The organism is Sorangium sp. So ce375 (genome assembly GCF_051473855.1).
Taxonomy (GTDB): domain Bacteria; phylum Myxococcota_A; class Polyangia; order Polyangiales; family Polyangiaceae; genus Sorangium.
Window position 1 is genome coordinate 4,570,369 of the sequence record NZ_CP150335.1, and the last position, 21,573, is coordinate 4,591,941.

The following is a 21,573-nucleotide window of genomic DNA, read 5'->3' on the forward strand; positions in this document are numbered from 1 at the left end:
CAAGCAGGCGAGGGAGACCGCGAGACGACGGTCGATGGAGACGAGGTGGCGCGCGGCGCGCTGTCGGCGCTACCTCAGGATCGGGTCGCAGTTCGTGAACTTGAACGACGTCGATATCAAGAACGTCGCGCTTCCGCCGCGGCGCTCCGCGTAGAAGAAGTCGAGCGGATACTCCTTGCCGACCTCGATGCCGAGCTCCTCGGCGCTCGCGTCGAGATCGACCTGCGCCGGCTTCGGGGAGTGGAGCCCGCCCAAGTCGATCGCGAGTCGCCTGTTGATGAACACCCAGAGATCGTCGTCACCGACGAACCAGAAGACGCCGCCGGGCTGGTACTCGAACGTCATGTGGAGCTCGTACGTGAAGCCGAAGTTGTGCTCCCGCCCCTCGTTGCCCCACCCCTGATCGTCGATGGGGAAGAACTGCTCTCCCCAGAAGTGCCCGAGGCCGCGCTCGCTCACCTCGAGAGGGACGACGTAGGGAATCCGTACGTTGACCGAAGGGTCGTCGTGATACCACTGATAAAACGCCTCGGGCCCGGTCGTGTGATCCGTGCCGCCCTCATGGGCATAGACCGGCTTGTCGTCGGGGCCGAGCTCGGGCTTGACGATGCCTTTCAGGCCGTCGCCCGCGAAGTACTCGAAGTCGGGGTGCCCGCCCTCGGAGTAATAGGCCTTGAAGTCGCGCACCACCCCCGCGAGCTGCGGCTCGCAACGCTCGTGCCCGCCAGCGCCGGCGGTGCTTTGGGCGGAGCCGCCGCCGGCGCCGGGATCGAGGGTGCCGGGGTCATCGCCGCCGGCGGTGGACGTGGACGTGGACGTGGACGTGGACGTGGACGAGCCGGACGACGACGAGGTCGTGGCGCCGAGGTCGCGACCGATGATGGCGATGTCGGGGGTGCACCCCGCGAGCGCCGTGCCCGTCGAGAGGAGGACGGCCAGAAATCGGGGGGCGTCGGCGCGGGAGGCCGCCGTGGGCTGAGCTAGCTTCATCGAGATCGTCTCCTACCGCATGGATGCCGCCGAGCTCGCCGGTCCTTCAAGCAAACTCACACGAGCCCCTCGTTCAAGGAGCGCTCCCTGGCGGTGCGCTGCCGCTCAGGCGGCGCGCCCGCGCGGCATAGGGGCTCGACGCATGCCTCTTGAGAAACGCCTCCGCGCGTCCGGTTCACTCCACGGGGGCTCAGCTCCAGTGTGCGGTCAACTCGAGGTGCTCGTCGTGATCGCCGCCGCCGGCGATGATCCGTCGGCGGACGTGGCTCGCGCCGCCGATCTCGAGGAGCTGCTCGCACGAGCCGATGACCTCGGTCCACATGTTCTCATCGAAGCCCTGGCAGCCGATCCAGAGAGCGTGGGTGAAGCCGCGGCGGGATTCGAGGACCCGGACGTGGCCGACGGAGTAGTAGCTGGAGAAGACGCGCTGGCTCAGCGAGAAGAGGGTGGAAGGGGCGATGAGGCCCGCGATGACCTTGTAGATGCCGCTCATGTCGTCCTGGGTGCACTGGCGGCCGATCTGGTGGATGAGGTCTTTGCCTTCGCCGCTGGTGCGCCGGATGGCCTGGAAGAGGTCCTTGTACCAAGCGATCGGGTACCAGCCGGTGGAGACGATGCTGCCGTAGCGGATGCCATGGCGCAGCGGCTCGCACATCTCATCCAGGCTGCGCTTCTGAAGGGGCTCGCCGCGTAGCTTGCCAAAGCTCACGTACGCGGAGCGAAACGCCACCCCCTTGACCTTGGGTTCGTCGGTCATCCCATCGCGCGAGCGCCCTCAGAAATGAAGGTACCGCATATCTCAAGGGTGGGCCAGAGCCCTGGGCGGGCCGCCCCGGGCTCGGCCGGGCGCGAGCCGCGGCTTCGGGTTCCTTGACCGGGCCGAGGTGGCCCCCGGGGGGCGGCCCCTCGTCTCGCGCGACGAGGGCTGCGAGGCGCCGGATCTGACGGTTGCATCCGAGCAGCGCCGAGCGCGCGCGCCCGCCTGTCCTCCACGAGGAGCCGGTCGCGCTGCTGCTCCGCGCGCACTCGCGCCGTCACGTCGCGATGGCTCCAGACCTGCCCGAGCACGGCCCCGGCCAGGTACTGGGGCAGCGAGTGGCACTCGATGATCCGCCCGTCCTTGAGCTCGAAGACATCAAAGCTGGTGGCGTCCGGGGGAGCGTAGATGGCTTCGATCCTGCTCCGAAACCCATTGGGACCTCGCATCATGTCGTGCACGAAATCCAATGCGTACACGTCGCGCCGGCGGGCCAGGACCTCGTCCGGAATGAGAACAATTTCCGCAAACTGGCGGTTGGAGATCACGATGCGCCGATCGAGATCGACGGCCAGTATCCCGCCCGTCGCCGATTCGAGCGTCGCTTTGAGCGCCAGCACGATCACCGTGCAGCTGCGTGAGGCCGGCTGGCATCTCCATTTTTGTTGCCCTCCGCAGCGGCATTGAAGAGTACAATCGCCTTCTACATGCAGCAGCCCGACCCGCTCGATTTTCGCGCGGACCGCCTTGCGGATGGCCCCGCCCGACCGGGCCGCCACGCTGGAGAGGAGTTCAGGGGGCCGGCAACCGCGGCCATGGGCCCGCGTGGGCCCCGAGCGACGTGGAGCTTCGCCCCCTCAGGTCCTCACCCATGACTCCAGCCACCCAGTACACGATCCTTGAGACGCTCTCCGGCGGGGGGAGGGCGGTCGTTCATCGCGCGCGGAGGGACGCCGATGGCCGCTCGGTCATCCTCAAGGTGCTCGACCCGCGGCGCAGCGGACCGAAGGAGCTCGAGCAGCTCAGGCGCGAGTACGAGCTCGGAACGCTGTTCGACACCCCCGCCGTCGTCCGGCCGCTTGCCCTCGAGACGTACCAAGGGATGCCCGCCCTCGTCCTCGAGGACGAGGGCGCTGACTCCCTCGACAGCCTGCTCGGCGAGCCGATGCCCATGGATCGGTTCCTCCCGGTGGCCATCCGCATCGCCGGCGCGGTCGCGGAGATCCACGGCAAGGACATCATCCACAAGGACCTGAAGCCCCAGAACATCCTCGTGAGCCCCGCGAGCGGCGAGGTGAAGATCACCGACTTCGGCCTCGCCTCCCGTCTCCCCCGCGAGCACCGGCACACGCAGCCGGCGCGCCTCATCGAGGGCTCGCTGCCCTATCTCGCGCCGGAGCAGACCGGGCGGACCAACCGGGCGATCGACAGCCGCGCCGATCTCTACTCGCTCGGCGTCACCTTCTTTCAGATGCTCACCGGGAGGCTCCCTTTTGAGGCGAACGATCCCGTGGAGTGGGTCCACTGTCACGTCGCCCACTCCCCGCCCAGCGCGTCGGAGGTCGCCCCCGAGGTGCCCGAGGCCGTCGCGCAGATCGTCTTGAAGCTCCTCTCCAAGACGCCCGAGGACCGCTATCAGAGCGCTCGCGGCCTCCGGCGCGATCTGGAGAGCCGCCTCGCCGAGTGGACCCAGAGCGGGACGATCGAGCCGTTCACACCGGGGGAGCACGACATGTCCGATCAGCTCCAGATCCCCCAGAAGCTGTACGGGCGGGACGCGGAGATTGCCGTCCTGAAGGAGGCGTTCGGCCGCGTGGTGGCGACGGGCACACCGGAGCTCGTGCTCGTCTCCGGGTACGCCGGCATCGGAAAGAGCGGGCTCGTCCACGAGCTCGAGGCACCGGTCGTCGGGGAGGGGGGCTTCTTCATCTCGGGGAAGTTCGACCAGTACAAGCGCGACATCCCCTATGCCACGCTCGTTCAGGCCTTTCGGGAGCTCGTGCGCTGGATCCTCGCCGAGAGCGAGGAGCAGATCGCCGCGTGGAGGCAGCTGCTCCTCGACGCCTTCGGAATCAACGCTCAGCTCATCGTCGACGTGATCCCGGAGGTCGCGCTCGCCATCGGGCGGCCACCGCCGGCCCCGGAGCTGCCGCCGCTCGAAGCGCAGAACCGGTTCCGGATGGTGTTCCAGCGCTTCATCGGGGTGTTCGCCCGCCACGAGCGCCCCCTCGCGCTGTTCCTCGACGACCTGCAGTGGGCCGACTCGGCCAGCCTCGGGCTGCTCCAGGAGATCTTGACCCATGCGGAGGTGCGGGACGTCCTCGTCATCGGCGCGTACCGCGATAACGAAGTGTCCGTCTCTCACCCGCTCATGCGGAGCCTCTCCGAGGTGCGGCAGGCGGGCGCTCGCGTCTCGGACATCGTGCTCGGTCCCATCCCGCCCGCAGCGCTCGCCACGTTCGTCGGCGAGGCCCTCCGCTGCCCCGTCGAGGACGCCGCGCCGCTTACCGAGCTGATCCAGGACAAGACGGCGGGCAATCCCTTCTTTGCTATCCAGTTCCTCACCGCGCTCGCCGAAGAGCGCCTGATCGAGCGCGACGATCGGAGTGACCGGTTCCGGTGGGACGTCGCGAGGATCCGCGAGAAAGGCCTCACGGACAACGTGGTCGACCTGATGGTCGCAAAGCTCCGGAGGCTGCCCCCGGCGACGCAGGAGGCGTTGAAGCAGCTCGCATGTCTGGGGAACACCGCGGACATCGCGCTCCTCGCGATGGTCCACGGCGGCCCGGAAGAGGGCACGCGGGCGGACCTCTGGGAGGCCATCCGGGCGGGGCTGGTCCTCGACCTGGACGGCGCGTGCAAGTTCCTCCACGACCGGGTCCAGGAAGCGGCCTACTCGCTGGTGCCGGAGGAGCAGCGGGCCGCAGAGCACCTCCGGATCGGCCGGCTCCTCGCGTCGCGGTTGCCCGAGGATGCGATCGCGGAGCGGATCTTCGACGTCGCGAACCAGTGGAACCGCGGCGCCCATCTCATCACCGATCCGCGCGAAAAGGAGGCGCTCTGCCGCCTCGACTTCCTGGCAGGGACGAAGGCGAAAGCCGCGATCGCCTATGCGTCTGCGCAGAGCTACCTCGCCGAGGCTTCATCCCTCTTGCCCGAGGACGCCTGGAGCACGCAGTACGAGGAGGCGTTCGCGATCCACCTGGAGCTCGCCGAATGCGAGTGCCTCATCGGTGACTTCCAGCGGTCCGACGATCTGTTCGACCTGATCCTCGCGCGCGCCCGTTCCCCTCTCGACCGCGCCAAGGCCCATCGGCTCCGTCTGCGCCTCTATCAGATCGCCGGGCGGCTCGGTGACGCCGTGAGCACCATGCTCGAGGCGGTGCGCCTCTTCGGGGTAACCTTCCCGGAGTCCGAAGACGAGATCCCGGCCGCGGTGGAGGCCGAGCTCCAGAGGGTCCCCATCCTCCTGCGCGGGCGCGCCATCGCCGATCTCGCGCTCGCACCGGCGACCACGGACGAGCGCGTGCGGGCCATCATCGGATTGCTCGTCGAGGCGATGGCTCCGACGTACAGCACGCGACCGGCGTACTGGCCCCTGGTCATCGCCAAGGCATTGAGCTTCTCCTTGCAGTATGGAAACTGCGAAGAGTCCGGTTTCGTCTACAGTTGTTATGCCGCCCTGCTGGTGTCGAGGTACGGCAACATCTCATGGGGGTGTCAATTCTCCGAGATGGCGCTCAGGCTGAATGAGAGGTTCGGCGGCCTGGCGCTGAAGGGGCGGCTGCTCTTTCACCACGCGGCCCTCGTCTGCGTCTGGCGCACGCGTTTCGCGACGCTCCTGCCCATGATGGAGCAGGCTTATGCTGATTGCTTCGATGTCGGTGATTTTGTTTTTGCTGGTTATACTTCCTTCAACTTGGTGTGGCTCGTCGTGGAGAGCGGCGGCTCGATCGAGCATGTCGTCGAGGCTGCGCGGAAGTACGCGTCGTTGGCCGAGAAGAGCCACCACGACCTGGCGCGCCGCCTCCTCCGGACCGAGGAGCAGTTCGCAGCGAGCCTGAAGGGGGCGACGCGAGCGCCCACGAGCTTCAGCGACGATGCCTATGACGAGGTGGAGTGTGTCGTCGCGATGGAGAGGGCTGGCTTCGGGATCGGGGTCGCCTTCTTTCACATCATGAAGCAAGTCGCGGCGTTCATCGATGGACGATATGCCGAGGCGCGGCAGGCCGCGGCCCTCGCCGCGCCGATGCTGCGCGAAGTGATGGCCCTGGCGAACGAGGCGACGCACCACTTCTACTACGCGCTCACGCTGACGGCGATGCACGCAGATGCGCCTGCCGTGGAACAACGCCAATTCGCAGAGCTGCTCGAGGTGCAATTGCGGAAATTGTGCTTCTGGGCAGAGCACTGCGCGGAGAACTTCCAGGACCGTTACGCCCTCGTCCAGGCCGAGGTGGCCCGGATCGAGGGCCGCCCTCTCGACGCCGAGCGCCTCTTCGAGGAGGCCATCCGCTCGGCGCGCGACAATGGCTTCGTGCAGAACGAAGCCGTGGCCTACGAGGTCGCGGCCCGGTTCTACCGAGCGCGAGGGCTCGTGGAGTTCGCCGATCTGTACCTCCGCAATGCCCGTGCCTGTTACGCCCGCTGGGGCGCCCGCGGCAAGGTGAGGCAGCTCGACCGGCAGAATCCCCACCTCGTCGAGCGGCGGTCTCCCCCGCCCACCGCCACCGTCGCGGTGGACTCCGATCAGCTCGACCTCTCCTCGGTGACCAAGGCCTCGCAGACCATCTCCGGTGAGATCGTGCTCGACGAGCTCCTGCGCACGCTGCTCCGGATCGTGCTCGAGCAGGGCGGGGCGGAGAGGGCCTGTCTCCTCCTGTGCCAGGACCGGGGCCTCTCGATCGAGGCGGAGGCGAGCCTCGGCGAGCGCGGGGCGACGACGACCGTCCTCGGCTCGGAGCCGCTGGACGGCTCGCTGCGCGTCCCCGCGTCGCTCATCCACTACGCGAACCGGACCAAGGAGTCGGTCATCCTGAGCGACGCCGCCGCCCACGCGCGCAAGTTCGCGAGCGACGGCTACTTCGCTCGGAGCCGGCCCAGGTCGGTCCTCTGCATGCCGATCCTCAGGCAGGCCGAGGTGGTCGGGCTGCTTTACCTCGAGAACAACCTCCTCGCCGGCGCCTTCACCCCCGATCGGCTCGCCGCCCTGGAGCTGCTCGCCACGCAAGCGGCGATCTCGCTGGAGAACGCGCGGCTACTCGCCAAGGAGCGGACGGCGAGGACGGCGGCTGAGGAGGCCGAGCGCCGATCCGCGTTCCTCGCCGAGGCCGGCGTCGTCCTGTCGGAATCGCTCGACTACGAGGTGACCTTCGCCCGCCTCGGCGAGTTCTGCGTCCAGACCCTGGCCGACTGGTGCTCGATCGATATCGTTGAAGACGGAGAGCTCCGCCGCCTGGCCGGCGCGCACAGAGACCGTGAGAAGGCGCCTGTCCTCGAGGAGCTTCAGCTCCGGTATCCGCCGCGCTGGGGCTCACCCCACCCGTCGATCACGGTCCTCCGCACCGGCGAGCCGCTCCTCATGCCCGAGCTGCCCGACGAGAGCCTGCGAACGATGTGCGTTGACGACGAGCACTTTCGGCTGCTCCGGGAGCTCGGCACGCGGACCCGGCTCTCGGTGCCGCTCGTGGTGCGCGGGCAGAGGCTCGGGGCGCTCACGCTCTCCTCGTGCACGCCGGGGCGCCGCTACGGGCGCGCCGACCTCGAGCTGGCGCAGGAGGTCGCGCATCGCGCGGCGATGGCGATCGACAACGCCCGGCTCTACCGCGCCTCCCAGGAGGCCGTTCGCGCCCGCAGCGAGTTCCTCTCCGTCGCGTCCCACGAGCTGAATACGCCGCTGACCTCGCTCACGCTCCTGGTGCAGTCCCTTCGCCGCGCGGTAGGCGCGGGGCGCCCCGTGGATCCGCAGGTCATGGATCAGCGGCTCGAGCGCCTCTCGCGGCAGACCACCCGGCTGACCCGGCTCATCAACGATCTGCTCGACGTCTCGCGCATCGAGTCGAGGCCGCGTGCGCTGGAGCTCAGCGACGTCGACCTCGGGGCCCTCGTCCGCGCGGTGGCTGCGCGCTTCGAGGCCGATCTGGCGAGGGCACGCTGCTCGATCTCGATCCGCGTCGATGGGCCGGTCGTGGGGTGCTGGGATCGGTCCCGCCTCGACCAGGTCGTCACCAACCTCCTCGGCAACGCGATCAAGTTCGGCGCCGGCAAGCCCATCGAGATCGTCGTCGGCGTCGAGAACGGCGTGGCCCGGCTCGCGGTCCGGGATCACGGCATCGGCATCGATCCGGCGCAGTGCGGCCGCATCTTCGAGCGCTTCGAGCGCGCCGTCTCGGAGCGGCACTACGGCGGGCTGGGCCTCGGCCTGTACATCAGCCGCAAGATCGTGGAGGACCACGGCGGCTCGATCCGGTGCAACTGCCAGCCCGGCGCCGGAGCCACCTTCATCGTCGAGCTCCCTTGCGCAGGGCCTGTGCTCCTGCTCCCCGCGGCGTGAGCAGGCTATGGCCGCGGTCCTGGCCCAAAGGCAACAGGCGCGGTCTCCGACGGCGCGGGCGCCCCGAGGCCCGCCGCGGGGCGGCGCAGCGTGAGCACCGCGCGGCAGCCGCCGCCGGGCGCGGCCTCGATCCAGCACTCGCCGCCGTGGCGGCGCGCCACCTCGCGCGCGAGCGGCAGGCCGAGGCCGAGGCCGGCGCGGTTGCGGCGCCGCCCCTCGCCGGTGCGCGTGAAGCGATCGAACACCGCGTCGCGCTCGCCGGGCGGCACGCCGGGGCCTCGATCGTCGACCTGGAAGACCACCCGGTCGGGCTCGGGCGCGACCCGCAGGGTCACTGGCGCGCCCGCGGCGTAGGCGGCCGCGTTGCGGAGGAGATTCGCGATCGCCGCCTCCACGAGCGCCGGGTGCACGCGCAGATCGGCGTCGCCCTGCACATCGAGCTCGAGGGCGCAGCCCGCGCGGACCAGCCCCGGCCGCTCGCGGGCCGCGGCCTCTTCCGCCAGCGCGACGGCGCCGGCCGGCTCGAGGCCCTGCTCGACCTGGCCCGCGTCGACCCGGGCCAGCGCGAGCAGGCCCTCCACGAGGCCCCGCAGGCGATCCACCTCCTCGCGCACGGACTCGAGCACCTCGCGGTACTCCTCGGCCCCGCGGGACCGGCGCAGCGCCACGTCGATCTCGCCCAGCATCGCCGTCACCGGGGTGCGCAGCTCGTGGGCCGCGTCGGCGGTGAAGCGGACCTGGGCGCGGTGCGCGGCGTCCAGGCGGTCGAGCAGCGCGTTCACGGCGGCGAGCAGGGCGCGGAGCTCTGACGGGCCCTCCTCGGTGAGGCGGTCGCCGCCCGCGAGCGCGGTCACGCGCGCGGCCTCGACGCACGCGCGATCGAGCGGCGCGAGCGCGCGGCCCACCGTGCGCCGGAGCAGCAGCGCCGCGGTCAGCGCGGCGGCGGCGGCGAGCGCGCCGTAGATGGCGGCGAAGGGGCCGACGCTGCGCGCGAGGGTGACGCGCGGGGCAGCGGCGGCGATGAGCACGTGGTCGCCATGTCCGTCGCGCTCGGCCTCGACCTCGGCCGGCAGGACCAGGAGGCGGAGATCGCCGACGTCGCCCGCGGTCGGGCGCTCGGCGGCGAGCGCTTCCCGCGCCAGAGCCGCCGGGACGCGCGGGTCGCTCTGACGCGAGACCCACACCGACGCCGGTGAGCGGCTGTGCTCCACCTCCCACGCGCCAGGGGCCTCCGGGTGGGCGTGCTCGTGGGCCGCGGCGAGCAGCGCCCGGTCGAGCGCGCGCACCTCGGCCTCGTGCAGCAACGCGGCGGTGCCGACGCCGACGCCCGCGAGCGCGCCGAGCACCACGGTGACCGCGCCCGCGACGAGCGCATCGGCCAGCGAGCGGCTCACCGCGGCCGCTCCTCGAGGACATAACCGACGCCCCGCACCGTGTGGATCAGCGGGCGCGCGAAGCCGCGATCCACCTTGGCCCGCAGCGCGCTGACGGCCACGTCGACGACGTTGGTGCCAGGGTCGTGCCCCACGTCCCAGACGCGCTCCAGCAGGCGGGTGCGGCTGAGCACCCGGCCGGCGCTCTCCGCGAGCGCGCGCAGCAGCGCGAACTCCTTCGCCGTGAGGTGGATCTCCCGCCCGGCGCGCTCGACCCGGTGGGCCGCGAGATCGATCAGCAGGTCGGCCACCTCGACGCGCTCGCTGCGCCCGGCGCGGCGCGATACGGCGGCGATGCGCGCCAGCAGCTCCTCGAACGAGAACGGCTTGGGGAGGTAGTCGTCCGCGCCGCCGTGGAGGCCCTCCACGCGCTCGCCCACCCGATCGCGCGCGGTGAGGCAGATCGCCGGGGTGGCGGCGCCGCTGCGGCGGAGCTCGCGGATGAGGTCCAGGCCGTCACCGTCGGGCAAGGCGCGGTCGACGAGGAGGAGGTCGTAGTCGCCCTGGGCGAGCGCGCGGCGGGCGCCCGCGAGGTCCTCCTCCACGTGCACCTGGTGCCCCTCCTCGGTGAGGCCGCGGCGCAGGAAGCCCGCGATCTTGCGCTCGTCTTCGATGACCAGGATGCGCATGGGTCTCCGCCGTGCTCGATCCGGGGCTCAGTCGTCGTCCTCGTCCCGTTCGCCTCGATCCGCGCCGCCGGCAGGCGTCGCCTCGCTGGCCGGTGCACTCTGGCCTCGGGCAGGCTCGGCGGCCAGGGCGCCGCCGCGCGCCTCTGGGTGCCGGATCTCGCCGCCCGCGGCGCCGGTCCAGGCCATGGCGCCGCTGGTCAGGATCGCGCCTCCGAGGGTGATCGCGACCGGCGCGCTGGACGCCGTCCTCCGGCGTTCGGGCGCGCCGGCGAGGGCGAGCGCCGCCGGCGCGTCGGGCGCCGTCCGGCGGCGCTCGGCGAGCAGCAGCGCCGCGATCCCCGCGAGCGCGGTCAGGCCCGCGAGCGCGGTCGCCACGCCGGCCCGCTCCTCGTGGACCTCCATGGCCTGCTCGGAGGTGCCCGGCAGGCGCTCGATGACCTCCTCGGCCGGCTCGCCGCTCACGTAAGCGGCGGCGGCTCCGGCGGCCGAGAGCACCAGCACGAGCACCGCGGACCGCAAGGCGCCGCGCTCGGCGGGATGGAAGAACGCCAGGATCAGGAGCACCGCCGCGATGGCGAAGCCGACGATGGGGAGGTGGTTGATGATGAGGTGAAGATGCGCTGCGTTCATGAGGACCTCGCTCGGTTCAGCCCTCAGCGTCTTCCCGGAACCTGGACCGGACCTCTGGCGATCATGAGAATTTCATGAGAACGCTGCGCCCACGCCTCCTGCACCCTCCGCGCGGGGCGCGCGCCGACGGCCCGCCCGCAAGCTTACCGTGGCCCCCGTCCTCGCCATGTGCGATGGACGCGGCCTCTCCGGGCCGCCGAGCAGGAACATATCGAGTCTCCCCGGAGCCAGCTTCCGCGGACCACGAACACGCTCCCCTGCTCGTCGCGATCCCCTGTGCCGCCCCATGTCGACCCGGACGTCGAGCGCCGGGCGCGTTGCGTCGACGCGCGGCGTTTGCGCCTCCTGCCGCGCAGCGCCGCGCTGCCGACGGGGCTCTGCGCTGGTACGTCTCATGCTCGGTCCCTGGACGGGAGGACATCATGAAGAAGGGACTGTACGACGCGCTGCACCGGGATCATCAGCGGCTGGACGAGGTGTTCGAGGGCCTGCTCAACCGGATGCATGCCGGCGATACAGAGGCGGCGCGCGAGATGTGGGGCGCGTTCGAGCGCGACCTCACGGCGCACATGGAGGCGGAGGAGGCGGTGCTCCTGCCGGTGCTCGACCGCTTCGACCCGGAGGAGGCGGGCACCGTTCGCGCCGAGCACCTCGGCATCCGCAAGCTGCTCGCGGAGATGGGGGTGGCCATCGAGCTCCACACGTTGCGGGAAGAGCGGGTGGAGGCGTTCGTCCAGGCGCTGCGGCAGCACGCCGCCCACGAGGAGGCAGGGCTGTATCCGTGGGCTGACCGGGAGCTTCCCGCGCCGGCCGTGGCGCGCCTGCTCGATCGGCTCGCCGCGGCGCGCGACGCCGTGAAGCGCGCCGCTCACGGGTCCGGAGCGGCGGGGGCGGGGCCTCGGGCTCCCTGACGGAGCCGAGGCGGCGTCCGGGCCGCGGCGCCTCAGCCCACGCGCGGCGTCAGGGGCCCTCGGCGTCGAACATCGCGTCGACGTACCGCAGCGTCTGCTCGCGCCGGCGGCGCGCGCGCTCGCCCGAGTCCTCCTCCACCAGCACGTCATCGGGCTTCACGCGGAAGAGCGGCTGCCCCTTCTGCACGATGGTGCCCTCGCCGCCGTCGATCAGCACCTCCTCGATGGTGCCGGAGCACGGCGCGAGCACCTTGTTGAACATCTTCATGACCTCGATCACGTAGAGCGGATCGCCGGCGGCGAAATGGCTGCCCTTCGTCACGAAGGGGGGCCGGTCCGGCGCCTCCTGCGCGTAGAACATGCCGCCTGTGACCGCGACGATCTCGTTGGCCCGCATGGCGGGCGGCGGCGCGAGGACCTTGCGCATGCGGGCCGAGAGCTCGCCGTCGAGCAGGCGCTCGGGGATGGCGACCGTGCCGTCGTCCCGCGCGTGGAGCTCGAAGAAGCGCGCGGCGTCCCCCGCGAGGACCAGCGCGTCGAGGAGCTCCAGCCCCGCCTGGAAGCCGAGGTGGGAGCCGCGAACCCTCCGCCAGAGCTCGGCGTCGTAGCCAGGGGGCGCGGTGTCCTGGGACAGGTGCGCGCTCAGCTCAGGCCACGGCGGTGTGCTGCCCGCCTGGCCCATCCGCTCGCCGACGCGGCGGTAGAAGCCGAGCGCCCGCGAGAGCAGCTCCTGGTCGTGATCCCAGATCACATGGGCCGCAGGGGCGCGCGGCTCCGGCGTCATGTTGAGCAGCCAGTACGTGTCCGCGAGCACCTCGACCGGGTTCTTGAGCCAGCGCACCCGCCCCGACCGGATCTCGAACGACCCCATGTTCCGGCTGAGCCACGCCGACAGGAGGTGCGGCTCCGCGCAGATCTTCTCCACGGGACGGCGCACCAGCGTGTCCTTCAGCGCAAAGACCTTCTTCAGCGCTCCTCCACCCGTCGCGTCGGCGGCCCCGGCCCGCGCCGCGAGGCGGCGCTCGTGGCGGGCGCCTAGCTCGGCCCACATCGCGTCGAAATCGAGCCCGCCGAGCTCCACCGCGAGCAGGCCGACCTGCGTGAGGTACGGGACCACGAAGCGCGTCGTCGGCTTCGTCCACACGCTCCGCGCGAGGAACCAGTGCACGAGCCCATAGTGAAACAGGAGGTTCGTGTGCAGGTCGTTGCCGCGCAGCGTGGTCGTGCGCAGGATCTCGCAGAGCCGCACGTAGGCCTCCTCGCGCGAGGCGCCGTAGGTCACGAGGAGCGCGATGTTGCTGTCGTAGGCGCCGGCGACCCGGTAGTGCATGAACACCCCCGTGTCGGGGTTCTTCACGCAGATGCCCTGATCGTCGCGGATCTCGTGCGGGTGCGGATCGCTCCAGGACACGATGACGCCGGCCGCGTGGGGCTCCAGCGCGCCGTTCGTCGCGTTGAGGCGCGCCTCCACCGCCGATCCCTCCCGCCGGACGCGGATCGGCCGGGGCAGCCGCTCCCCGTGGCGCGCGAGCAGGACCATGCACTCGATGAGCGAGGTCACCTCGAACGCGTCGGCCGGATCGTCCGGGTTCTCGAAGCGGAGGGCATAACAGAGCTCCGACACCCGGTGCTCGACCTGGATCCGGGTGTTGACCTCCATGAAGTAGTGATGATCCCCCTCGACGATGCACTCGAACGTCGAGGCCGAGTTCAGCCCGACCGCCTGCCCGAACCGCTCCGCCTCGGCCTCCATCCGGGCGAGCGAGGCGAGCTCGCGCTCGAGCGACGCCGCCCTGGGCTCCTCGCCGGCCGCGCGCGCCCGCTCGATCGCCTCGAGCAGCCCCTCCTGCGTCATCGCCACCTCGAGCAGCTTCTGCTCGTGCATCTGCAGCGAGCAGTCGCGCCCGCCCAGCGCGACGCACCACGCGCCGTTGCCGATCAGCTGGATCTCGTTGTGCCGCGTCTCCTCGACGTTGAGCTCGAGCAGGATGTTCTTGTTGTCGCCGACGCCCGCGGTCTTCACCTCCGCGAGGACCTCCCGCGCGAGCGCGGGCACCTCGGCCGCGCGCGCCCGCGCCGCGGCCTCGGGGGCCGCCCCGTCGGGCGCGACGCCGGCGAGGAGCCGCTGCCCCTTGCCGCCGCCGCCGCCGATGGCCTTGAGCCGGATCCGCCGCCCCGGGTGGCGGGCGAGCAGCTCGGCCGCGCCCCGCTCGAGCTCCTCGCAGAGCTCGTCGGTCGTGTAGAGGTCCACGCGCTGCGCGTACGCCGCCGCGAGCAGCGCGTCCGCCGCCTCGGCGAGCGGGACCTCGGAGGAGAGCCGCGCGCCCGCGATGGACGGGCCGCGCAGCCCGCGCTCGGCCGCGGCCGCGCGCAGCGCCGCGTGATCGGGCCATTTGCGGAGCACGATCCGCCGGGTCGCGTCGTCGATGCCGGGCGTCACGCTGACCGCGGTCGCGAGCGCCGTCCGCTTGGCCTCGTCCTTGAGCCCGGCGGCGCGCTGCACCGATGAGCGCGGGCCGATGAAGACGAGCCCCGCCTCCTCGAGCGTGCGCACGAACTCCTCGTCTTCGGCCATGAAGCCGTAACCCGCGAACACGTGCGTATAGCCGCCGGCCCGGGCGATCGCGACGATCTCCTGCATCAGCTTGACGCGCTCGTCCTTTGTGGCGCCGGTATAGTCCTTCACCCGGTGCACGTGGGCCGGGTGGATGCAGCGCAGCTCCGGCGCCAGCGCGTGCGTGTAGACGATCGAGTCCTTCTCCGAGAGGAGGATGCCGTAATGCTCGATCCCCATCTGGGCGAAGACATCCATCGCCTCTTTCCGGATGGGGCCCCGGCCGACGATCAGCGGCCGCACGTCGTCGGCGGCGAAGGAGCGCGCCCACGCCGAGCCCGAACGGCCGAGCCTGCGGTCGCGCACCACCCTCGGGTTGCGGTCGTAGCCGCGCTTGCTCTCGAATCCATCCATGATCAATGGAACTCCCGCTGAACACCGGTGAACGGCCCTGGCTGGTAGTGCCGCAGCAGGAACTCGAGGTTCTCTGCGATCACCGAGCGGAGCTCGCGCGGCATCACGAGCCGCGAGATGGATCCCAGGCTGAGCCCCTCGCGCGGGTTCATGAGCTCCCGCTCGTACCGCGCGCTGAACTCGGCCTCTCTCGCCTTCAGCCACGCCGCGGCCTCGTCGCGGGCCTCGACCTTCGCCTTCGCCTCGTCCAGGCCGCGGCCGAGCCGCTCCTTGACGCCGGCCTTCTCCCTCGCGCTCGCCTGCGCGCGCACCTTGCGGAGCTCGTCCTTGTAGACGAACTCCTTGCCAGCAGGGCCCATCACCGCGACGCGCGTCGTGGGGAGCGCCAGCACGACGTCCGCGCCGGTCGCGTAGTTGTTGAACGAGGCATACGCGCCGCCGAACGCGTTGCGCACGAGCAGCAGGATGCGCGGGGTGCGCACGTCGATGATCGCGTCGAGCATGGCCCGGCCGGCCTGTACGATGCCCATCGCCTCCTGCTCCCTGCCCGGGAGGAACCCGGTGGTGTCCTCCATGAAGAGGAGCGGGATGTTGTAGAGGTTGCAGAAGCGGATGAAGCGCGCGTTCTTGTAAGCCGCCGCCACGTCGATCTGACCCGACGCGACCGCGCTGTTGTTCGCCACGAAGCCGACGACGTGCCCGCCGACCCGCCCGAACGCCGTGATCGTGTTGCGCGCGCGCTGCGGCTGCACCTCGAAGTAGTCGCCGTGATCGCAGATGCGCTGGATGATGATGCTGATATCGAGCGGCGTATTGTAGCCCGTCGGAGACGAGATCGTCCTTCGGAGGAGCGTGTCGATCTCGGTCGTCTCCCGGCCCACCGGATCGCTCGTCCGCTGGAAAGGCGCGCTCTCGCGGTTGTTGCTCGGCAGGTAACCGAGCAGCCGGACGGTGGTGCGCAGCGCGGCCACCTCGTCTGGCACCGTGAGATCGGCCACCCCCGAGGCGCCGTGGACGCGCGGGCCCCCGAGATCGTCGGGCGAGACCACCTCGCCGAGCACCGATTTGACGACCGCCGCCCCGGTCAGGCCGAAGAACGTGCCGCCCGGCTGGATGACGAAGCTGCCCTGCCGCGGCAGGTAGGAGCCGCCGCCCGCGTTGAACCCGAACATGCACATGACGCTCGGGACGACGCCGCTGATCTTGCGCAGCGCCGCGAACGCCTCGGCGTAGCCGTCGAGCCCGCCGACGCCCGCGGGGACGTAGGCGCCGGCGCTGTCGTTGAGGCCGACGAGCGGGATCCCGCGCTCGCCCGCGAGCTGGAACAGCCGCGCGAGCTTGCGGCCGTTCGTCGCGTCCATCGATCCGGCGCGGACCGTGAAATCGTGGCCGTACAGCGCGACGTCGCGGCTGCCGATGCGCAGGATCGCCGTGACCAGCGAGGCGCCGTCCAGGTTGGGCCCCCAGTTCTCGAAGAGGACCCGCGGCGGCTCGGGCGTCAGCACCCGGATGCGCTCCCAGATCGTCATCCGGCCTTTGCCGTGCTGCCGGATGATGTTCTCCGGGCCCGCGGAGACATAGGGGCGCCTGCGGAGCTCCTCGGCCTCCCGGAGCGCGGCGTCGTACGTCGAGGCGGGCGCGGCCGGCTCCCCGGATCCCTCGTCGAGCGGATCGTCGAGCGAGGGCACGAGGGCGGAGGGCTTCACGGCGACATCGTTGTGATCAAGAGGGCTCATGGACGGGCGAGGCGCTCTATATCATGGCAGGATCCTGGGGCGCACCTCGCGCGCCCGGCGAGGCGCGCCCCGCCTCGGCGTGTGAGACGCGGCACGAGGCTCGGCCCGAGGTGCTGCGCGCTGCGCGATCCGGAGGCTCCACACGGCGACGGGCTTCAGGCTGCGCGCGGGCAGCGCGCGCCCGCATCGACAGGTCCGCGCGGCGCTCCGTCAAGACGCGGTGAGTCAAGCGTGGCTGCGCTCGGCGCTGCTCGGCCCGGCTGCCGGCGCGTCGACGGCGGTGAGCGGCTCGAAATGAGCGGTGACGTGGTAAACGCCGCTCCGGAGATCGAGGCTCAGGCGCAGGCCGCTCTTCTCGAGCACCCGCATCATCGCCTTGTTGGTGAGCAGCACGTCGGCCTCGAACCCCGAGATCCCCCGGGCGCGCGCGATCTCCGCCATCCGCCGCATGAGCAGCGTGCCGACCCCCTTGCCCTGCCACTCATCGCGAACCACGAAGGCGATGTCCGCCAGGTTGTTCTTCGGATCGACGTCGTAGCGGGCCATCCCGATGATCGCCTCGCGCTCCGGGCCTGCGCAGGCCACGATGGCCATGTTCTGATCGTAATCCAGGTTGACGAGCTGCTGCATTTCCTCATGAGGGTGCTCGCGCTCGTGACCCATGAAGCGGCGAACGACGCACTCGTCCGAGAGGCGGTAAAAGAGATCTTGCAGCGCGGCCTCATCGGAGAGCCTGACGGGCCGGCAGAGCAGCTCCTCGCCCGACCGGAGGGTCGCCGCCCGCGCCTCCTGCCACGGGTAATCCGCGCGCGAGATGACCTGATCGCTGAACACGTAGCGGCGCTGCTTGGCCGCGGCGAGGAGGTCGGCGCGGTGATCGGGGTGGGCGATCTCGATGAGCGCGAGCGCGCGCTGCCGGATGTTCCGGCCCCAGAGATCGGCGACGCCGTGCTCCGTCACCACGTAGTGCACGTCCCCGCGGCTCGTCACGATGCCGGCGCCCTGCTCGAACGCCGGCTGGATCCGGCTGATCGTGCCGTCCTTCGCGGTGGACCGGAGCGCGATGATCGGCTTGCCGCCGCGGCTCCGCGCGGCCCCCCGGATGAAGTCGACCTGACCGCCGATGCCGGAGAAGAAGCGGCCCATCAGCGTGTCGGCCGCGACCTGGCCCGTCAGATCGACGGCGAGGGCCGCGTTGATCGCGATCATGCCGTCGTTCCTGGCGATCGTCAGCGGATCGTTGGTGAAGGCGGACCCGCGCATCTCGATGACGGGGTTGTCGTGGGCCCAGGCGTAGAGGGCGCGGCTGCCGAGGAGGAACGAGGTCACGAGCTTCCCGGGCAGGAGGGTCTTCCTGCGGTTCGTGATGACGCCGCGCTGGACGAGATCCATCACGCCGTCGGAGAGCATCTCGGTGTGCACGCCGAGGTCGCTCCTGCCTCCGAGCGCGGCGAGCACGGCGTTCGGGATCTTGCCGATGCCCGTCTGGAGCGTCGCGCCGTCGGGCACGAGCGTCGCCACGTTGCGGCCGATGGCGCGGTCGATGTCGTCGAGCGGCTCGCTCGCGCGCTCGGGGAGCTCGCGGTCCACCGGGACGAGGTGGGTTATCCGATCCACGTGCAAGAACGAGTCTCCGTGGGTGCGGGGCATCCGCGGGTTGACCTCGGCGAGGACCAGATCCGCCGAGTCGACGGCGGCGCGGACGATATCGACCGAGACGCCGAGGCTGACGAAGCCGTGGGCGTCCGGGGGGCTCACCTGGATGAGGGCCACGTCGATGCGCACCCGGCGCGACAGGATCAGGCTCGGGATCTCGGAGAGGAAGACGGGCATGAAGTCGGCGCGCCCCTCGTGGATCGCCTCGCGGACGTTCTGGCCGATGAAGAACGCCGTGTGACGGAACCGCCGCTCCAGACCGGGACGGACGTACGGCGCAGGGCCCTCGGTCATCAGGTGGACGATCTCGTTGTCGGCGAGGTGGTCGCCGGACTGAACCATGGCGTTCACGAGATCGGTCGGCTCCGCGGCGCCCGAGCCGACGAGGATGCGGCGCCCCCGGGGGATCGCGCGGATGGCCTCCTCGGCCGTCTTGATCTTGTCGCCGAAGCGCGATCGCCAGTCCGTGATCGTCTGCTGCATCGTGTGCCTTCTTCCGGTGTCGTTGGGTGGGTGAACAGCGCGCCTATGGCGGGGCCGGGGCGGGCGATGGCCGGCCCCACGGTCACGCTGGTCGAGCCTCCGGTCAGGAGATCTCTCTCTCGGTGAGCAGGGCGGCCAGCACGGCGAGCGCGTCGGTCGTGGTGAAGACGCCGACGACCTGTGTGCCGTTCAGCACCACCGCCGAGCCGTACTTGCGCTCGGCCATCTCGCGGACCACCTCGGCGAGCGGCGCGCTCGGCGCGACGGCGTAGGGGCAGGGCGACATGGCCTCGCTGACGAGGAGCTCATCTCCCGCTTGCTCCTTGAGCGTCTCTATCCAATAGATGTCCCGCTCGGAGAGGATGCCGACCAGCCGGCCGCCGCTCAGCACCGGCAGGTGCCGGATGCGATGTCCGCGCATGAGCGCGCGGGCGAGGGCGACCTTTTGATCGGCGCCGATCGAGTGGGGGCTCTTGGTCATGTAGTCCTGGATGCGAAGGGTCGAAGAGCTCATGATGCCTCCCCATGTGCTGGGCGTCCGTGATGATCACTCCGGGTCGATAGAGCCGACGTCGTTCGATTACGGACCCGGTTTCCTGCGATGCGTTCGTTGTTGTTTGACTGCACGTGACTGCGCGTGACTGTACGTGACTGCAAGATGCGGACCACCAGGCGGGTCCCGGTCCTTCGGTCGGGCAGGGGAGTTTGCCGAAAGTGAGGATTACCATCACGGACCATCACTCGAATGAGCGCCTGTCCCTCTCATGCTCGCCTGGACATCGAGAGAAGGTGTGGGGTGACACCGCGAGGGGGCGGCGCGCGAGCTTCATCGGCGGGGGCGTCCCTCAGGCTCTCTTGCGCGCCGGCGGGATCAGGTACCCGCAGCACCGCCCGAACCACCGCAGCACGTCGAGCGACGACAGGATGCCGACGACCTTGCCGTCGTCCGAGACGACCGGCAGCCGGTGCACGCCCTCGTAGGCCATGAGCGACGCGGCCTGCCGGATGCTCGCGCTCTCGTGCAGCTGCACCACCACGGGTGTCATCACGTCGCGCGCCGTGACGCTGACGGGCTCGTAGACATGGAAGCCCTGATCCATTTCGAGCGGCGCGGCCTCGCCCGACCGCGAGGCCACCCTCCGCGCCTCCTCGGTGTCGCCGCGCTCCTCTGCTGCCCGGAGGACGTCGGCCCGCGACACCATGCCGACCGGCCTGCCCGCCGCGTCCACGACCGGCATCCCGCTGATCTCGTGGCGGATGAGCAGGGTCGTGATCTGGTCGAGCGGGACCTCCGGCCTCACGCAGATCACGTCCCTCGTCATGATCCCGGCGAGCGGCGTCTCCGGGTTCACCGGCAGGTCCACGCCCACGCTGCGCAGCGGATCCGCCTCTGCCGTGCCCTGCGCCGCCTGACCCGCATGGCAGACGACCGACGTCGTGCGCGAGGTCTTGTCGAAGTGCAGCGCGTGGAAGCGACGGCACGACTCGCACTCACGCACCGCGGTCGAACGCTCCCGCAAGGGACAGTAGACGCTCGCCACGACCGATTCCTCGCCGTCGTCTCCAACGATGTGCGCGTTCCGGATCGTGTGGTGAGGTATCTGGCGCTCTCCGCCGGTCGGTCCAAGGGTTGTCATCGTCGTCTCCCGTTCGCCTCTGCGTCCTTCGCTCGAGGCCCGTCACGGGATGAGCACCGTTCGTGCCACGCGACAGGAGCGGCCCGGCGCGCCGCTGCGGCCCTGGCGCGCCGCGGCCACGTCTGCGCCTCCGCGCGGCGTTTGCGCTGCGACGAAAGGGATGCGGGCTTGCCTTGCGAGGAGCCCAGCCCGCGCGAGGAGGACAGCGCGCGCGAAGGGCCTGGAGCGCATGGCACGCTGCGTGCTGGTTGCCGGGTAGAGCGAGGCAATCGCTGGTAAGGCCTCGCGTCGAGGCTGAGGAGGCTGTCATGTCGAGCGCGAACGCAACGAGTCGCTTCATCGCCGTCGTCGGGATCGACTTCTCGGAGCCGAGCAACCGAGCGCTGGATCAGGCGCTCGAGTCCGCTTGCTGCCACGAGAACGCCGAGGTGCACGGGGTCTACGTCGAGCCCGAGAGCTGGGTCGGCATCGGTCTCTCGCGGGTGCCCGCGACGGCCACCAAGCCCGATGTGGCGCTCCAGCAGCTCCAGCAACGCGCCAGCGAGCGCGTGAGCGCCCTGGGCGGCAAGCTCGACGGCGGGCGGCTGAAGCGCGTCGTCGTCCACTTCCGCCGCGGCGACGCGGCCGAGAACATTGCCCAGCTCGCCGCCGACCTCGACGCCGACCTCGTGGTCGTCGGCTCGCACGGCTACCGCGGGCTCGAGCGGCTGCTCCTCGGCTCGGTCGCGGAGCGCGTCTCCCGGCTCGCGCGCTGCCCCGTGTGGATCGTCCGGCCGAAGGATCACGCGACCGCCGGCCGGGTCCCCGAGATCGAGCCGCCCTGCCCGGAGTGCGTGAAGCACCGGAGAGAGACCGGCGGCGCAGCGCTCTGGTGCGCGCGCCACGCGGAGCACCACGTCAGGCCGCACCGCTACTCGTACGCGACCAACGGGGTCTACGCGGCGTCGAGCGCGCCCTACCAGGCGACGCCCGAAGGGGCGTGACCGCGAGGCGAGCTCGACGGGACTTCGCATCCGTCAGGCACGCAAACGTCCTACACCTGTCCTGAAGATGCGAGGCGAGCGCCTGGCAAACGACGCTCTCATCCTCGCGATTCGCGGTCTCCCGCTCTCTCTCCGCGAGGACCCCTGAGCCGGAGCGCCGCGCGATCTCTCCCGTCGAGCGCGAAGGCGACCCCGCGGTGTTGACGT

At 70.8% G+C, this 21,573-nt stretch carries 14 protein-coding genes; 3 read left to right on the forward strand and 11 right to left on the reverse strand.

The window, feature by feature from the left end:
* Positions 1 to 69: 69 nt before the first annotated feature.
* From WME90_RS17000 to WME90_RS17010, 3 genes are all read right to left on the reverse strand, one after another.
* Positions 70 to 990: a fibro-slime domain-containing protein gene (locus WME90_RS17000; RefSeq protein ID WP_437282183.1), complete on the reverse strand. Its 921-nt coding sequence runs from the start codon at positions 988 to 990 to the stop codon at positions 70 to 72.
* 190 nt (positions 991 to 1,180) lie between these two features.
* A complete protein-coding gene (locus WME90_RS17005) occupies positions 1,181 to 1,747 on the reverse strand; it encodes a hypothetical protein (protein ID WP_437282184.1) in 567 nt (188 codons plus the stop codon).
* A complete protein-coding gene (locus tag WME90_RS17010) occupies positions 1,744 to 2,373 on the reverse strand; it encodes a PAS-domain containing protein (RefSeq protein ID WP_437282185.1) in 630 nt (209 codons plus the stop codon). Before WME90_RS17010 ends, WME90_RS17005 begins: the two co-directional genes overlap by 4 nt.
* A gap of 245 nt (positions 2,374 to 2,618) precedes the next feature.
* Between WME90_RS17010 and WME90_RS17015 the strand changes: the two genes are divergently transcribed.
* Positions 2,619 to 8,300, forward strand: a complete 5,682-nt coding sequence (locus tag WME90_RS17015) for an AAA family ATPase (RefSeq protein WP_437282186.1) — start codon at positions 2,619 to 2,621, stop codon at positions 8,298 to 8,300.
* Positions 8,301 to 8,305: 5 nt separating this feature from the next.
* Here the strand turns inward: WME90_RS17015 and WME90_RS17020 are convergent, their stop codons facing one another.
* From WME90_RS17020 to WME90_RS17030, 3 genes are read right to left on the reverse strand one after another with little or no spacing between them, the layout of a single operon-like run.
* On the reverse strand, positions 8,306 to 9,694 hold the full coding sequence (locus tag WME90_RS17020; protein WP_437282187.1) for a sensor histidine kinase: 1,389 nt from the start codon (positions 9,692 to 9,694) through the stop codon (positions 8,306 to 8,308).
* Positions 9,691 to 10,362, reverse strand: a complete 672-nt coding sequence (locus tag WME90_RS17025; protein ID WP_437282188.1) for a winged helix-turn-helix domain-containing protein — start codon at positions 10,360 to 10,362, stop codon at positions 9,691 to 9,693. Before WME90_RS17025 ends, WME90_RS17020 begins: the two co-directional genes overlap by 4 nt.
* Before the next feature lie 27 nt (positions 10,363 to 10,389).
* The gene (locus tag WME90_RS17030) at positions 10,390 to 10,992 is read right to left on the reverse strand and encodes a hypothetical protein (protein ID WP_437282189.1); all 603 of its coding nucleotides are present in this window, start codon (positions 10,990 to 10,992) and stop codon (positions 10,390 to 10,392) included.
* Between the two features lie 422 nt (positions 10,993 to 11,414).
* On the opposite strand from WME90_RS17030, the gene WME90_RS17035 reads away from it, so the two are divergent.
* Complete coding sequence (locus WME90_RS17035) at positions 11,415 to 11,903, forward strand: hemerythrin domain-containing protein (RefSeq protein ID WP_437282190.1); 489 nt, start codon at positions 11,415 to 11,417, stop codon at positions 11,901 to 11,903.
* A 49-nt stretch (positions 11,904 to 11,952) separates the two neighbouring features.
* Here the strand turns inward: WME90_RS17035 and WME90_RS17040 are convergent, their stop codons facing one another.
* From WME90_RS17040 to WME90_RS17060, 5 genes are all read right to left on the reverse strand, one after another.
* On the reverse strand, positions 11,953 to 14,871 hold the full coding sequence (locus tag WME90_RS17040; protein WP_437282191.1) for a biotin/lipoyl-containing protein: 2,919 nt from the start codon (positions 14,869 to 14,871) through the stop codon (positions 11,953 to 11,955).
* A gap of 2 nt (positions 14,872 to 14,873) precedes the next feature.
* The gene (locus WME90_RS17045; protein WP_437282192.1) at positions 14,874 to 16,607 is read right to left on the reverse strand and encodes an acyl-CoA carboxylase subunit beta; all 1,734 of its coding nucleotides are present in this window, start codon (positions 16,605 to 16,607) and stop codon (positions 14,874 to 14,876) included.
* A 225-nt stretch (positions 16,608 to 16,832) separates the two neighbouring features.
* Positions 16,833 to 18,746 carry a GNAT family N-acetyltransferase gene (locus WME90_RS17050; RefSeq protein WP_437282193.1) on the reverse strand — a complete coding sequence of 638 codons (1,914 nt, stop codon included), beginning with the start codon at positions 18,744 to 18,746 and terminating at the stop codon, positions 16,833 to 16,835.
* 103 nt (positions 18,747 to 18,849) lie between these two features.
* On the reverse strand, positions 18,850 to 19,260 hold the full coding sequence (locus WME90_RS17055; RefSeq protein ID WP_437282194.1) for a CBS domain-containing protein: 411 nt from the start codon (positions 19,258 to 19,260) through the stop codon (positions 18,850 to 18,852).
* A 331-nt stretch (positions 19,261 to 19,591) separates the two neighbouring features.
* Positions 19,592 to 20,383 carry a CBS domain-containing protein gene (locus WME90_RS17060; RefSeq protein ID WP_437282195.1) on the reverse strand — a complete coding sequence of 264 codons (792 nt, stop codon included), beginning with the start codon at positions 20,381 to 20,383 and terminating at the stop codon, positions 19,592 to 19,594.
* A 308-nt stretch (positions 20,384 to 20,691) separates the two neighbouring features.
* On the opposite strand from WME90_RS17060, the gene WME90_RS17065 reads away from it, so the two are divergent.
* On the forward strand, positions 20,692 to 21,366 hold the full coding sequence (locus WME90_RS17065) for a universal stress protein (RefSeq protein ID WP_437282196.1): 675 nt from the start codon (positions 20,692 to 20,694) through the stop codon (positions 21,364 to 21,366).
* Positions 21,367 to 21,573 lie beyond the last annotated feature (207 nt).